We start from the raw sequence: 15,028 nt of genomic DNA, 5'->3' as shown, positions 1-15,028 counted from the left end.
ACGAGAAACGGGACCCTCGATGATGAGGGTCCCGTTTTCGGTAGGCATGTGATTAGCGTTTACGCATTGATTTCATGACGAACGATACGATCAAGATCAAGATAATCGCACCGAGAAGTGCTGGTACGATGGCAATGCCGCCAACTGCAGGACCGAAGTCTCCGAAGATGAGGCCGCCAAGCCAAGCACCGATGATCCCGGCAATGATGTTCCCGATGACGCCACCTGGCACATCCTTACCTAAAATAAGACCTGCTAACCAACCGATAATACCCCCGACAATTAACGTGATAATCCAACCCATAAAAACATTCTCCTTTCTGTTTTGTCCATTGTCCTTCTTAACAATTTTATGGAACAATGGAAGTATTGAATAAGTTTTAAAATGCCTTACAGTTCAGATTATTCCCATGTGACAGCTTTTAAAACATATATCACAAAAAAAAGTTGAAAATGAGGGGTGGAGTTTTCATGTTGCACGTCGACAAGTTGAACGGCGGTTATATAGGAAAGCAAGTGCTGCACGATATTTCGTTTGAAGTGAAAAAAGGGGAGCTCGTCGGGCTGATAGGGCTAAACGGAGCCGGGAAGTCGACGACGATTAAACATATTTTAGGATTGCTCAATCCGTTGTCCGGGACGATCACGGTCGACGGGGAGACGTTAGAATCTTCCGAAAAAAACTATCGTAAAAAAATAAGCTATATACCCGAGACCCCTATTTTGTATGAGACGTTGACGCTCCGGGAACACTTGGCGCTCATGGGCAAGGCGTATGGCTTACCAGACGAAGAGTTAGAAGAACGGACGCTGCGTCTGGCGAAAGATATGCGGATGGAGAAGCAACTAGGCTGGTTCCCGTCGGTCTTCTCGAAAGGGATGCGTCAAAAGGCGATGATTTTATGTGCGCTCGTGACGAAGACGCCGCTCCTCATCGTCGATGAGCCGTTCGTCGGACTCGACCCGCTCGCGATTCGACAGCTGCTGCGATTGTTTGACGAATATAAGGAAGACAGCGCCATCTTGATGTCGACCCACATCCTTGAGACGGCGGAACGCCACTGTGATCGCTTCGTCTTCTTACATCAAGGCGTCGTCATCGCGACCGGTACGGCAGCGGAATTGCGTCAGACGTACGGGCTCGACGCGCTCGCGTCGCTCGATGATATTTACGTCGAGGCGATTGAGGCCGAGGAGCGGAAACGATGAACGTATTTCGACAACGGTTTGGTGTCTGGGTCGAGGACGTCGTGAAATATAGCCGCTACGTGGCGAACGGCGGCCTATTGTTCACGCTCTACTTCACGCTCATCTACGGCGCTTTCGTCTACAATCAATTTTTGAGCGGGCTCGACGCTTCGTTCCCGAGCGCCTGGGTCGTCGCGCTCGCGTTCTTGGTCTTGCCGCTCGGTCACCGACCGCGGACGCTGTTGCAAGAAGCGGATCAAGTCTTTTTACTACCGGAACTCGGAAACATCCGGGCTTATATGAACGGTGTTCGCCTGTTCAACGTCGTCTTTGCGTCTGTACGTGCCGTCCTGCTCATGCTTGTCGTGTTGCCACTTCTCGTCCGGACGCTCGACGTCACGCCTGGCGAGGTGCTCGCAATCATCGCGACGAGCGTCCTGTTGTCTGTCGTCGGCCGCCTAGCGAAGCTTGAAAGCATCCGTTACGTCGGGGTCGTCAGTGCCTTCTTCAGTGCGGGCGTCATGCTCGTCGGATTCCCGATTGTCACGCCGGTGCCGCCGCTGTTGGCGCTCATCTATTTACACATCAAACGAAACGAACGCATCCCGCTCGCGGACTGGCTCGTCCTCGAACAGGCGAGCAAGGCACAGTTCAACCGGGTCGTCAGCTGGTTCGTCGATTTGCCGGACATGCGAGAAGAGGTGAAGGCACGACCGTTTATCGTGAACGTCATGAACCGTTATTTACTTAAACGTACCGACGCGGCCCGATACGTGTATGGGTTACGGATCGTGCGGTCGAACGACTCGCTCGACTTGATGTTCCGGTTGTCGCTCGTCGCCATTCTGGTCATGTGGTTGTCTGGCGGTTGGTACGTCGGGTTGGTCGTCCCGCTCTTCGTCGGCTTGACGGCGCTCCAACTCGTCCCGCTGTTCAAACGACTCGACTCCGTCTCGATCGCGTCATGGCTCCCGATCACGCGCGCCGAGCGGCTGGCCGCCTACAAGTGGTGGACTCTCCGTCTCCTGGTCATGCAGGCAATTGGGCTTGGGCTCGTGTCCCTTCTATTTGGCGGGACGTGGGACGCGCTCGTCGGGCTCGTCTTGGCTTATGGGATCGTGCGCTATTATTTGGCTAGATTAAAATAAAACGAAGGACACCCGCTAGGCGAGTGTCCTTCGGATTGTTGACTAACAGAATGTTTTCGCTCATCCTCTTGGCGCCTCCGCTTGCCCCCAGAAAAGCGAGCTGTGCCCGGTCGGACAAATAAAAAAACTGCAGACAATGTTTTGTCTACAGTCTGGAAGGACACCCGCTAGGCGAGTGTCCTTCGTTTTATTTCTTAGGAGACATGACCGAGACGCTCGATCCGAGGATTTTCGGGAGACGTGTCGGTGTATCCGGTTGTTCTTCGATTTCGCCGTAAGCCGAGATGCCGTGCTCGGCGATATCGAGTCCGATGTCTTCTTGCTCTTCCGTGACACGAAGCCCAATCGTCACGTCGAGAAGTTTCAAGAACGCATAGCTTCCGCCACCGGCGATGACCATGGCAATCAAGACGCCGAGCGCCTGAACGCCGAGCTGACCGAGACCACCACCGTAGAAGAGACCGGCCGAGCCGATACCTGTGATGTCAACGAGTCGTGGTGAGGCGAAGAAGCCAAGGGCGAGCGTTCCGATGATTCCGGCGACGCCGTGAACCGAGAAGGCGCAGAGCGGGTCGTCGACGTATTTCGCCATGAGGAGGCTCGTCCCGTATGTGGCGACCGCGGCGAGCGCCCCGATGATGACGGCAGCCCACGGTTCGACGAACGCACAAGCGGCCGTGATGGCGACGAGCGCCCCGAGGACACCGTTGACGACTGTCGGGATATCGGCTTTCTTCCGGTGGACCATGACGATGGCGAGCGCCCCGAGTGCGCCGGCAGCCGTGGCGAGCATCGTCGTGAGGGCGACGTAACCGAAGAACCCGTCAGCGACTGACATCGTCGATCCGGCGTTGAACCCGAACCAGCAAAGCCAGAGGACAAGTCCGCCGACGACCGTTAGGACGTGGTTGTGACCAGCGAGCGACTCTGTCTTCCGACGTGGTTTTAAGATGATCGTTGCCATGAGCGCGGCCATCCCGCCTTGAAGGTGGACGACGGCCGAACCGGCGAAGTCTTGCATCCCCATCGATCCGAGCAGTCCACCGGCCCAAACCGAGCGGGCGACGATCGGATAGAGGATGGCGACGAAGAAGATGCCGAATAGGACGTAAGCAGAGAGCTTAGCCCGTTCTGCGAATCCACCCCATGCGATGGCGAGTGCGACCGCGACGAACGATAACTGGAACAAGAACTTGATGTCGATCGAGACGTTTGCCCAGTCTAAGCTTGTGAACGAACCGTTCAAGAAGAACCCTTCCGTTCCGAACCAGCGCGTCCCGTCCCCGAAGGATAGTCCGAATCCGACAGCCCAAAAAGCGAGTGCCGCCACAGAGAGGCTGATGATTTGTTTGACGGCGACGTGCCCGGCGTTTTTCGCCCGGAGCGTTCCCGTTTCCAGCAGGCCGAAGCCGAGTTGCATCGTCAAAACGAGCAATGCCGCGATGAGTACGAACAGCGTGTCCATATAATACATAATGTCTTCCATGTTGCGATTCCTCCTTTTTTTCATCGGTGTGGGTGAAAAGTTGTTTTCAGTGTAATGCGAATAAACAAGGGTGGATTGCATTTTGTCAGATTATCTGACATAGTTTTTTTAAAAGGAGGATGGGTGTGGTGGACTATAAAACGAAGAAAGTGATCGGAATGGGCGTCATCACGGAATTGACGGGGCTGTCTGAACGCCAAATTCGTTATTATGAAGCGAAGGGACTCATCTTCCCGGAGCGGACGAAAGGTGGTTCACGCAAATATTCTTTCCATGACGTCGAGCGCTTGATTGACGTCGCCTCGAAACTCGAGGACGGGTGGCGTATCCAAGATATTAAAGAGCGAGAGAAGCGTCTGTCGGCGAAACAGCGTGACGATCTCATCCGTGGACAGCTCAATTCGGCCTTCCGGACGTATCCGACAAAGAAATGACACAAAGAAAACATAATGAAAATGCTTCACATTAGCATTATTCTAATTAATTTCTGTATAATGTTTTTGAGTTCACATACCTATAGAAGAAGAGTGTAGGAGAATTAAAGAGGGGAATGACGCGACGTATGAACGATACTATTTTAAAGGCGTTTCGAGGAGAGGCGACGGACTATGTGCCAGTCTGGTACATGCGCCAAGCGGGACGCTACCAGCCGGAATATCGGGAGATTAAAAAGACGAGGACATTATTCGAGATCACACACGACCCAGAATTGTGTGCGTATGTGACCGAGCTCCCGATCAAACAACTCGGCGTCGACGCGGCCATTCTATATAAAGACATCATGACACCGCTCCCATCGATGGGCGTCGATGTGGAAATCAAGAGCGGCATCGGTCCGGTCATTGATAACCCATATCGGACGATGGCCGACGTCGAGAGCTTGAAGCCGCTTAACCCGGATGACATCTCGTATGTGTTCGAGACGATCCGTTTGCTCCGGCAGCGCCTCGACGTGCCGCTCATCGGCTTCTCGGGCGCGCCGTTCACGCTCGCGAGCTATATGATTGAAGGCGGTCCGTCACGGAACTATCATCGTACGAAAGCGCTCATGTACGCGGAACCGGACGTATGGAACGCGCTCATGGACAAGCTCGGCGACATGGTCATCACGTATGCGAAAGCGCAGGCCGAGGCCGGGATTCAAGCGTTCCAGCTGTTCGACTCATGGGTCGGCACGCTCAGCCGGAAAGACTACGCCCGCTACATCAAGCCGACGACAGAACGGATCTTCCGTGAGCTTCGTGGACTTGATATCCCGCTCATCATGCACGGCGTCGGGGCGAGCCACCAAATCGAGGAATGGCACGACTTGCCGCTCGACGTCGTCGGCCTCGACTGGCGTCTATCCGTAGATGAAGCACGCGGACGTGGCATCACGAAAGCGGTCCAAGGAAACTTAGACCCGTCATACTTGCTCGCACCGTGGCCGGTCATCGAGGCGAAAGTGAAAGAAATTCTCGATGAAGGCATGAAGCAACCCGGATACGTCTTCAACTTGGGACATGGGGTGTTCCCGGAAGTCGATCCAGCCGTACTCGTCAAATTGACAGCGTTCATTCATGACTACTCACGTGAAAAAATGGGAGGTAAATCATTATGAAAACAGTCGGATTACTCGTCATGGCATATGGGACACCATACAAACCGGAAGACATCGAGCGTTACTACACGCACATCCGTTATGGCCGTAAGCCATCACCGGAAGCGCTTCAGGACTTGACGGAGCGCTACGAAGCAATCGGTGGCGTGTCACCGCTCGCGAAAATCACGGTCGACCAAGCCGAAGCGCTTCGCGACATCTTGAACGAGCGTCACGTCGGCGAAATCGAGTTCAAATTGTATATCGGTTTGAAACATATCGAACCGTTCGTCGAGGATGCGGTCGCGCAAATGGCGAACGACGGCATTAAAGAAGCGGTGTCGGTCGTATTGGCCCCGCACTACTCGTCATACAGCGTCAAGTCGTATAACGGCCGCGCCCACGAAGAAGCTTCGAAATACGGCATCGAGATTCGTTCGGTCGAGTCGTGGTATGACGAGCCGAAGTTCATCAACTGGTGGGCCGAAGCGATCAAAGCGACGTTCGCGAACTTGCCGGTCCCGGCCGAGAAGGCTTGCTTGATCGTGTCGGCGCACAGTCTTCCCGAGAAGATTTTGGCAGGCGGCGACCCGTACCCGGATCAATTGAAAGAGACGGCGGACAAGATTGCGTTAGCCGCTGGCGTACCGCATTACGAAGTGGGTTGGCAGTCGGAAGGGAACACTCCTGACCCGTGGATCGGACCAGACGTGCAAGATTTGACGGCTGAACTTTATGAAAAGCATGGATACGAAGCGTTCGTCTATACACCGGTCGGTTTCGTCGCGGATCACCTCGAGGTGCTCTTCGATAACGACGTCGAGTGTAAAGTCGTCTGTGACCGCTTAGGCGTTCACTATGCGCGCCCGAACATGCCAAACGCGGAGCGGAGCTTCATTGAAGCCATCGCCGATCGCATGGAAAGCGTGATCGTACATCATGCGTAATGTAACGATTGTCGGTGGTGGGATCACAGGTCTCACCGCCGCTTTTTATGCCGAGAAATATTTGCCGGAGGACGTTACAATCACGCTGCTCGAGGCGACGGACCGTCTCGGCGGAAAAATCGACACGTTCGAGACGGGGGAGTTCGCGGTCGAACGGGGACCAGACTCTTACGTATTCCGCAAGACGGCGATGACGGAGTTGATTCATGAGGTCGGCCTTGGTGACGAGATCGTACGAAACGGTGTCGGTCAGGCGTACGTCCTCCATCATGACGGCCTGCATCCCATCCCGAAACAAACGGTCATGGGCATCCCACTCGACGTCGATGCGTTTAAGGACACGACGCTCTTATCGGAAGAAGAACATGCCGCGCTCCGAGCGATGCTACTCGCGCCACCGGACGTTGAACCGCCGAAAACGGACGTGTCGCTCGGATTATATTTACGTGAGCGCGTCGGCGACCCAATCGTCGACCGGTTGATTGAACCGCTTCTTTCCGGGATTTACGCGGGAGATATCGACAAGATGAGCGCCTTGTCGACGTTCCCGCAGTTCATCGAAGGAGAGAAAAAGTACGGCAACCTGTATGAAGGGATGCGCCATCTTCGTCCCGAACAGCGTGTCGCCGAAGTCGGGGCGAAGAAAGTCGGGCAGTTCGCCTCGCTCAAGCGTGGCTTGAAGTCGCTCACCGACCGGCTCGCGGAGCGCCTTGAGCGGACCGAGGTCGTCTTGAACTGCTTCGTCGAACACGTCGAAGAGGTCGAGGACGGGTACCGGTTGCTCACGAATCGTGGCGACAAGGAGGCCGACCACTTAATCTTGACCGTGCCGCCGCGCCTCATCCGTCAGTTTTTACCGAAAGTCGACAGCGACTTCTTGGCGGACATGAAACCACACGCGACGGCGACGTGCTCGCTCGTCTTTAAACAAGACGACATCGAGTTGCCGTTCGTCGGGACCGGGTTCGTGACGAGTCAAGAAGCGGACGTGACGATCACAGCGTGCACGTTCATCGACCAAAAATGGCCGCACGCCGTACCGGAAGGGTATCACGTATTGCGTGTCTTCCTCGGGCGTCCGGGGGCCGATGACATCGTCGAGGCGTCCGATGAGACGATCGTGTCGACCGCGCTCGGTGACCTCGGCCGCTTGATGACGATTAAAGGTGCCCCGATTGAAACGGTTGTCAGTCGTCTACGCGACGGCTTGCCGCCCTACGCCGTCTTCCATTCGGACCGGGTGCGTGCCCTCCGAGCCGAGCTGGGCCGGGTCTATCCTGGCGTGCTCTTAGCGGGCATCGCCTACGACGGGATTGGCATGCCGGACTGCATCAAGAGCGTCCATGAACAAGTCAAAACGTTAGGTGAGCACGTGTAAGCTTTTTGTGAAAAGAGGTGTTGGATTTTTCCGAACGCCTCTCTTTTTGTTATAGTTAAGGGCGAAACAGAAAAAGGAGTGGATGTTGATGGCAACGTACAAACTGTTCGTATCGGATATGGATGGCACGATTTTGCATAACCACACGCGGATCGCGAAAGAGACGGCCGAGGTCGTCTGCGAGGCGGAAGCACAAGGGATTCGCTTTGCGATTGCGACGGGACGCAATTATTTCAACGCGAAAGAGATTCTCGATGAGGTCGGCCTGTCGTGCCCGATCGTCTCGTCGAACGGGGGACGGGTGTTGACGGAGACGGGTGAGGTGCTCCACGAAATCGACTTGACGACCGAGGACGCATTAAAAGTCGTCTCCGTGCTTCATCAAGACCACAAGTATGCGGACGTCTTCTATGAGATGTACTCGGAGGCCGGACTCGTGGCGAGCCGTATGGATTTAATCGAAGCTGCAATGGAGAACTTGAAGCAAAACGGTGACGATCGTTCGCTCGAGATGTACGAGTTCTTCCGTAAACGTTATTACGTGAACGAAGATGTGAAACTTGTGGAAGATATCGAACATTTCATCCAACACGAGGCGGGACGCGTCTATAAGTTCATCGCCTTCTCGAGCCATTTTGAGAAGATGTCTGCCTTGTGGGCCGAAATCGATGAACAAGTCGACGGCGTCTACGTGACTTCGTCGGGCGACGACAACATCGAGGTGATGGCGAACGGGGCCGATAAAGGACACGGCGTCACGAAGCTCGCCGAGCATTTCGGCGTCGACTTGTCAGATGTCGTCGTCATCGGCGATAACTTGAATGACGTCCCGATGTTCGAAGTGGCCGGGAAAGGCATCGCCATGGCGAACAGCCACGAAGAATTGATTAAAATCAGTGACCACGTGACGGAGCGCCATGACGAATATGGCGTCGCGAAAGCATTGAAGCGCGTCATGAACGGCGAATGGAAGTAATTCATTTGTCGAGCTGAGCGGTCGTCTCGTATAATGAACGTATGACTAGTCACTAGGAGGACAAACAGCGTGAAATTCATCTTCAATCCGGATATCCGGGACCCAAAGCTCAACTTGGCGGTCGAGGAGTATATCCTCAAGCATTTGAACGTCGAGCATGAGGATTACTTCTTGTTCTACATTAACGGACCGTCCATCATCATCGGCAAAAACCAGAATACGTCGGAAGAAGTCAATTTGAAGTATATCGAAGAGAACGGCATCGACGTCGTCCGTCGTCTCTCAGGCGGGGGTGCCGTCTATCATGACGAGGGCAACTTGAACTTCAGCTTCATCACGAAAGATGACGGCAACTCATTTAACAACTATAAGAAGTTCACGCAACCGATCGTCGATGCGCTCAAACAGCTCGGTATCGAAGCCGAGCTGACGGGACGCAACGACATCCAAGTCGGCGAACGTAAAATCAGCGGTAACGCCCAGTTCACGACACGCGGTCGCATGTTCAGCCACGGCACGCTCATGTTCAACTCGAACATCGAAGAAGTCGTCAACTCGCTCAACGTCTCGGAAGAGAAGATGCGCTCGAAAGGAATCAAGTCGGTCCGGAGCCGCGTCGCGAACATCACCGAGTTTTTGGAAAGTGAGATGGCGATGGAGCACTTCATCGAGGCACTCCTTCATTCAATCTATGATGGAAAAGAACCAGAGCGTTACGTGCTTCGTGACGAAGACTGGGAAATCGTCCAAGACATCTCGAAGGAACGTTACGCGAACTGGGACTGGAACTTTGGCAAGTCACCGAAGTTTGATGTCGAGTCGAAACGCCGCTTCCCAATCGGAACGATTGACGTCCGCTTGAACGTCAACAAAGGGACGATCACCGAGGCGAAGATTTACGGTGACTTCTTCGGTGTCGGCGATATCCATGACGTCGAGCAAGCGCTCGTCGGGACGCGTTTCGAACGAGGCGCGATTCGGGAACAATTGTCACACCTTGACATCAAACATTACTTCGGCAACGTCGAGCTCGAAGAACTCGTCGATCTTATTAGCTGAAGCGGCTCTACGGTCAGGATGGTCTCAACGCGAGACCATCCTTTTTTGGCAGTTTCGTGAAACATTGACGGTGGCGTTGCGACGGCTCGGGTAGAGGCGTATCATATTCAGTGCAAGCGCTTTCGTAACGAGCGACGACGTGGAGGAGGAATCAAGATGTACCGTTTCATCACAGAATGGATGGACACGAACCAATTGTGGGTGACCGATCAAATGACGTTCGATCGGGCTGTACAGGCGATCGGCTTAGAATTAGAAGGGAGAGGCATCGTCGACGGAACGTTCACCCGGGCAGTGCTCGAACAGGAGCGGACGATTCCGTCCGGCGTGGCGGATGTGGCCGTCCCGGTCGCCGTCATCGATGTACCGCGTCACGTGACGCGAGAAGATGGGATCACGCTACTTCACTTGAACCATCCGTTCGACGTCCTCAGCATCACCGGCGAACCGGTCCGGGCCGAGATGTTGTTTTTTGTCACGGCGACGACAGAGGCGCGACGGGAAGCGTTCCATAAACTGATGGACGATTTGCTGATGGATGATGAGACGCTTCAGGCACTCGCGCACATAAAGAGTCGAAGCGGATTGTACCATTTGCAGACGATGGATTCGAAAGCGTTTTCTTCCTGAACAGTTTCATGTACAATAGAACTAACTAAAAAAGAGCGCGGAGCCCGTGCTCTTTTTTACGGCGTAAAAGTGAACCGTCATTCATTCAAAAGGGGGATTACTATGGCAAACTTAGTCACGGCGTTACGAGATGTAGTGGCTGAACATCCAGCAAAAGCGGCCTACGTGTTTGGGGAAGACACGGTCAGCTACGAACAATTTTTAGGACAAGTGCAGGCGATGGCGTCGACGCTTGAAGCAAAAGGGGTCAATCAAGGCGACCACGTCGCCCTCGTCCTCGGCAATAGCCCGGCGTTTTTGATTTCATACTTCGCGGTGCTCGCACGGGGCGGGGTCGTGATTCCAATCAACCCTACATACACGCCCGACGAGATGGCGTATATCTTACTTGATGGGGACGTGAAGGCGATTGTTGGCTTATCGCCGCTCATCGCCCAAGCGAAAGCGGCGCTGTCGCAACTGCCGCAATTGAAACTCGTCGTCTCGGTACCGTACGCCGACGTGCCGGCCGAAGCTGAACGTGGCGCCATCGAGTTCTTACCGTTCGCCGACGCGCTTAAAGGCTCAGGTGGGACGTTACACTTCGTCGACGAAGAGGAAGTCGCCGTCATCTTGTATACGAGCGGGACGACAGGCAAACCGAAAGGAGCCCTCTTGACCCATCGGAATCTATACTCCAACGCGCAATCGATAGGGGAATATTTGGAGATCACTCCGGACGACAAAGCGCTCGCCGCGTTGCCGATGTTCCATGTCTTCTGTCTCACGGTCATCGTCAATGCGCCGTTACTACGCGGGGCGACCATCGTCATCCTGCCGAAATTCTCGCCACAGGACGTGTTCGACTTGATTCCGAAGCATCGCGTCACCATCTTCGCGGGCGTGCCGACGATGTACAACTTCCTCCTGCAGACCGCGCTGAAAGTCCCGGCCTATACGTCGGCTTTGAAGCACGTCCGTATCTTCGTCTCCGGCGGGGCGAGCCTTCCGGTCCAGTTGCTCGAGACGTTCGAGACGACGTTTGAATGCAAGATCCTCGAAGGGTATGGCTTGTCTGAAGCATCTCCGGTGACATGCTTCAACCCGCTCCACGGGGAACGGAAAGCCGGATCGATTGGACCGTCCATCGTCCATGTGGAGAATAAGATCGTCGATGAGCTCGGAGAAGAGGTCGGTGTCGATGAAGTCGGGGAGCTCATCGTCCGCGGGCCGAACGTCATGAAAGGCTACTATAAGCTGCCTGAAGAGACGGCGGTGACGCTTCGAGACGGCTGGCTCTATACGGGCGACTTGGCTAGACGGGATGAAGACGGCTACTTCTACATCGTCGACCGGAAGAAAGATATGGTCATCGTCGGCGGCTATAACGTCTATCCGCGCGAAGTCGAAGAAGTGTTGTATCAACATCCGGGAATCGTCGAAGCGGCGGTCATCGGAGTACCGGACGCCGAGCAAGGCGAGGCGGTCAAGGCGTTCGTCGTGACGCGGGAGGACGTCTCGATCGAGGACATCCGTTCGTTCGCGGCGACGAAGCTCGCGAAATATAAGCAACCGACGCAAATCGAGTTGATTGACGAGTTGCCACGGAACACGACCGGGAAGATTTTACGGACCGTCTTGAAGAGCGAGGCGTTCCAAAACAGTTGAACGAAGGGGCGACGTGTTGTCGCTCTTTTTTGTGCACTACATTTGACACCTTTACGGGGTAGGGGTATATTGGTGGTGAGGTGATAACCATGGAAGAATTCATGCATGAGCAACCGATCGTCCCGCGGGACGATGCCGAACGGGAAGCGCTCAGCAAACGGCTGCGCCGGATCGAGGGACAAGTCCGAGGGATTCAAAAGATGGTCGAGAACGACCGTTACTGTGTCGACATTTTGACGCAGACGTCAGCGATTCAAGCCGCGCTCAAACAAGTCGAGTTGCATTTGCTCGAGCGACATATGCGGAAATGTCTCGTCCATGCCAGTGAGACGGAAAATATGGACCCGTACATTGACGAATTGATGACAATCGTCAACCGCATTAAAAAGTAGGGAGGTCTGTTCATGAAAACCGTCGAACTCTCGATTCAAGGGATGACGTGCGCCGCATGTTCGGCCCGAATCGAAAAAGTGTTGAATAAGATGGACGGTGTCGAAGCGACCGTCAACTTGCCGCTTGAGACGGCGACGATCCGTGTCGAAGACGGCATCACCGAGGAAGAGCTGATCGCCCGCATCGAGAAACTCGGTTACGGGGCAGCACACAAAGTCGAGATGACGCCAAAGCGGGACTTGCGTCCGCTCGAACGGAAAGTACTCATCTCGTCGCTCCTATCGGCCCCGCTGTTGCTCGTCATGATCACGCACATCCCGGGGTTCATGTTTCATGCCGATTGGCTCATGAACCCGTGGTGGCAGTTCGCCCTGGCGACGCCGGTCCAGTTTTGGATTGGGGCGCAGTTTTATCAAGGGGCATACAAAAGCTTGAAGAGCGGCAGTGCGAATATGGACGTCCTCGTCGCGACGGGGACGTCGGCTGCCTACTTCTATTCGGTGTTCGAGATGCTCGCCCACCCGATGCACCCGGCACTCTACTTTGAGACGAGTGCGGTGTTGATCACGCTCGTCCTCGTCGGGAAATGGCTCGAGGCGCGGGCAAAAGAGAAAACGACCGATGCGCTCAAATCGCTCTTGTCGCTTCAGGCGAAAGAAGCGATTCTCCTCGTCGATGGTGAAGAACGTGCCGTGGCGGTCGAACTCGTCCGCGCCGGAGATATGCTCGTCGTCCGACCGGGTGAAAAAGTACCGGTCGATGGACGAATCATCGAGGGTGAGACGATCATCGATGAATCAATGTTAACAGGTGAATCGATTCCGACTGAAAAAGCGATGGGCGCAGAAATTGTCGGCGGGACGATCAACCGGTCGCACCGCGTGGTGATGCAGGCTGAACGTGTCGGCAGTGAGACGATGCTCGCTCAAATCGTGCGCGTCGTCGAGCAGGCCCAGACCGATAAAGCTCCGATTCAACGGCAGGCCGACCGCATCTCCGGTGTCTTCGTCCCGATTGTCGTCGCCATCAGTGCGGTCACGTTCGCCGTCTGGGCGTTCGGGTTCGGTAATTTGGATATGGCGATTCGATCCTCGATCGCGGTACTCGTCATCGCCTGCCCATGTGCCCTCGGTCTCGCCACGCCGACGTCCATCATGGTCGGGACAGGCCGTGCCGCCGAGCAGGGCGTCTTGTTCAAAGGTGGCGGTCAGCTCGAGTCGTTGAACGGGGCCGACATCGTCGTCTTTGATAAGACGGGTACGCTCACGAACGGGACGCCGGAAGTGGTAGCCACGTTCGGAGATGAGACGTTGATGCGCCAAGCGGTCATGGCTGAGCGCCAGTCGACGCACCCGCTCGCGACGGCAATTGGGAAGCTTGATGGGACGGGGCGGGTCGAACAAATGGAAGAGCTCGCCGGTCGAGGATTGAAAGCGGTCGTGGATGGGAATGAACTTCTCATCGGTTCGGTTCGCTTAATGGAAGAAGCAGGATTCAGCTTGCCCGATTGGAAGATGGGAGCGATGACGCCGGTGTATGTGGCGGATGCTTCCGGGATCCAGGCGGCGTTCGGATTGAAGGACCGCTTGAAACAAGGGAGCCGTGACGTCGTGGCCGAACTCGCGAAGACGCGGGCCGTCTACGTCTTGACCGGTGACCGTAAGGAAGTCGCGCTCGATGTGGCCCGTGAACTCGGTATCCCCGCGTCGAACGTGATCGCGGAGGTGCTCCCCGTCGAGAAGGCCGACCACGTCGAGGCGCTGAAGAAAAAAGGCCGCGTCGCCATGGTCGGGGACGGCATGAACGATGCCCCGGCGCTCGCCGTCGCAGACGTCGGCATCGCTTTTGGGAGCGGCACAGACGTCGCCTTGGAGGCGGCCGATGTGACAGTGATGGGCAAAGACGTCGTCGGTGTGAACCGAGCCCTCGAGATGAGCCGGTTGACGATGAAAAACATCCGTCAAAACTTGTTCTGGGCGCTCGCCTATAACAGCCTTGGTATCCCGGTCGCGGCGGCGGGGCTACTCGCGCCTTGGATCGCCGGCGCGGCGATGGCGTTCAGTTCGGTCTCGGTCGTCTTGAACGCGTTACGATTGAAAACACAAGGAGGACATCCACATGAATGAAACGGTATTGAAAGTAGAAGGCATGACATGTAACCACTGCAAGGCGGCCGTCGAGGGCGCTTTGACGGAATTAGAAGGTGTCGAGTCGGCAATCGTGTCACTCCAAGACCACCGCGTCGACGTGATTCATAACGATCACGTATCGGTGAAAAAAATGATTGAAGCGATTGAAGAGCAAGGCTACGACGTAAACGCCTGACCGAGATCCCGCCCTTGAGGCGGGATTTTTTTGCGTTTTCCATCGAGACAGAAATGTGCTATATTATAGGTGATAATGAGAATCGGTATCAATGAGAGGTGGGGTTACGATGGAACTCGTCATGATTAGTGGCGTCGTGGCGCTCGTGAGCGGAGGAGCGGCTTTCTTGGCTCAACAATTACGCGGACAGACGTCCCGTTAAAGAGGGGAGACCCTCTTTTTTTGTCGAGCAATTGCAGGTTTAGACGTAGTCCTTCCCATCATTTATCCAT

General features: G+C 55.1%; 15 protein-coding genes. 13 read left to right on the top strand and 2 right to left on the bottom strand.

Going from position 1 to position 15,028, the window contains the following annotated elements; translation table 11 throughout:
* Positions 1 to 52: 52 nt before the first annotated feature.
* Entirely contained in the window at positions 53 to 304 is a 252-nt protein-coding gene (locus KB235_RS13060) for a GlsB/YeaQ/YmgE family stress response membrane protein (RefSeq protein ID WP_024371796.1), read from the bottom strand.
* Positions 305 to 471: 167 nt separating this feature from the next.
* On the opposite strand from KB235_RS13060, the gene KB235_RS13055 reads away from it, so the two are divergent.
* Together KB235_RS13055 and KB235_RS13050 are read left to right on the top strand one after the other, a co-directional pair.
* The gene (locus KB235_RS13055) at positions 472 to 1,209 is read left to right on the top strand and encodes an ABC transporter ATP-binding protein (RefSeq protein ID WP_034817773.1); all 738 of its coding nucleotides are present in this window, start codon (positions 472 to 474) and stop codon (positions 1,207 to 1,209) included.
* On the top strand, positions 1,206 to 2,336 hold the full coding sequence (locus KB235_RS13050; RefSeq protein WP_211779867.1) for an ABC transporter permease: 1,131 nt from the start codon (positions 1,206 to 1,208) through the stop codon (positions 2,334 to 2,336). Before KB235_RS13055 ends, KB235_RS13050 begins: the two co-directional genes overlap by 4 nt.
* Before the next feature lie 187 nt (positions 2,337 to 2,523).
* Here the strand turns inward: KB235_RS13050 and KB235_RS13045 are convergent, their stop codons facing one another.
* A complete protein-coding gene (locus KB235_RS13045; RefSeq protein ID WP_034817770.1) occupies positions 2,524 to 3,822 on the bottom strand; it encodes an ammonium transporter in 1,299 nt (432 codons plus the stop codon).
* Positions 3,823 to 3,950: 128 nt separating this feature from the next.
* Here KB235_RS13045 and KB235_RS13040 point away from each other — a divergent pair, with 128 nt between their 5' ends.
* The 11 genes from KB235_RS13040 (at position 3,951) to copZ (ending at position 14,756) form a co-directional block, all read left to right on the top strand.
* Complete coding sequence (locus KB235_RS13040; RefSeq protein ID WP_034807472.1) at positions 3,951 to 4,256, top strand: MerR family transcriptional regulator; 306 nt, start codon at positions 3,951 to 3,953, stop codon at positions 4,254 to 4,256.
* 116 nt (positions 4,257 to 4,372) lie between these two features.
* Positions 4,373 to 5,422: a uroporphyrinogen decarboxylase gene (hemE, locus tag KB235_RS13035; RefSeq protein WP_211779866.1), complete on the top strand. Its 1,050-nt coding sequence runs from the start codon at positions 4,373 to 4,375 to the stop codon at positions 5,420 to 5,422.
* Positions 5,419 to 6,348 (top strand): ferrochelatase, encoded by a 930-nt coding sequence (gene hemH / locus KB235_RS13030; RefSeq protein WP_034807469.1) that lies wholly within the window; start codon positions 5,419 to 5,421, stop codon positions 6,346 to 6,348. The genes hemE and hemH overlap by 4 nt, the downstream gene beginning before the upstream one ends.
* Complete coding sequence (gene hemG / locus KB235_RS13025; RefSeq protein WP_034807467.1) at positions 6,341 to 7,726, top strand: protoporphyrinogen oxidase; 1,386 nt, start codon at positions 6,341 to 6,343, stop codon at positions 7,724 to 7,726. Before hemH ends, hemG begins: the two co-directional genes overlap by 8 nt.
* A gap of 88 nt (positions 7,727 to 7,814) precedes the next feature.
* Positions 7,815 to 8,702, top strand: coding sequence for a Cof-type HAD-IIB family hydrolase (locus tag KB235_RS13020; RefSeq protein ID WP_246514222.1), 888 nt, complete (start codon positions 7,815 to 7,817; stop codon positions 8,700 to 8,702).
* A gap of 69 nt (positions 8,703 to 8,771) precedes the next feature.
* Positions 8,772 to 9,761, top strand: a complete 990-nt coding sequence (locus KB235_RS13015; RefSeq protein WP_211779864.1) for a lipoate--protein ligase — start codon at positions 8,772 to 8,774, stop codon at positions 9,759 to 9,761.
* A 156-nt stretch (positions 9,762 to 9,917) separates the two neighbouring features.
* On the top strand, positions 9,918 to 10,391 hold the full coding sequence (locus KB235_RS13010; protein WP_246514221.1) for a PTS sugar transporter subunit IIA: 474 nt from the start codon (positions 9,918 to 9,920) through the stop codon (positions 10,389 to 10,391).
* 102 nt (positions 10,392 to 10,493) lie between these two features.
* Positions 10,494 to 12,038, top strand: a complete 1,545-nt coding sequence (locus KB235_RS13005; protein ID WP_034817767.1) for a fatty acid--CoA ligase family protein — start codon at positions 10,494 to 10,496, stop codon at positions 12,036 to 12,038.
* A gap of 89 nt (positions 12,039 to 12,127) precedes the next feature.
* Positions 12,128 to 12,430 carry a metal-sensitive transcriptional regulator gene (locus KB235_RS13000; RefSeq protein ID WP_034807456.1) on the top strand — a complete coding sequence of 101 codons (303 nt, stop codon included), beginning with the start codon at positions 12,128 to 12,130 and terminating at the stop codon, positions 12,428 to 12,430.
* 12 nt (positions 12,431 to 12,442) lie between these two features.
* Entirely contained in the window at positions 12,443 to 14,557 is a 2,115-nt protein-coding gene (locus KB235_RS12995; protein ID WP_034807453.1) for a heavy metal translocating P-type ATPase, read from the top strand.
* Positions 14,550 to 14,756 carry a copper chaperone CopZ gene (gene copZ / locus KB235_RS12990; protein WP_034807450.1) on the top strand — a complete coding sequence of 69 codons (207 nt, stop codon included), beginning with the start codon at positions 14,550 to 14,552 and terminating at the stop codon, positions 14,754 to 14,756. Before KB235_RS12995 ends, copZ begins: the two co-directional genes overlap by 8 nt.
* Positions 14,757 to 15,028 lie beyond the last annotated feature (272 nt).

The sequence above is a fragment of the Exiguobacterium alkaliphilum genome, from assembly GCF_018138125.1.
GTDB lineage: Bacteria > Bacillota > Bacilli > Exiguobacteriales > Exiguobacteriaceae > Exiguobacterium > Exiguobacterium alkaliphilum.
Note: the sequence above shows the minus strand (reverse complement) of the source record. Positions and strands in the feature narration are given on the sequence as shown.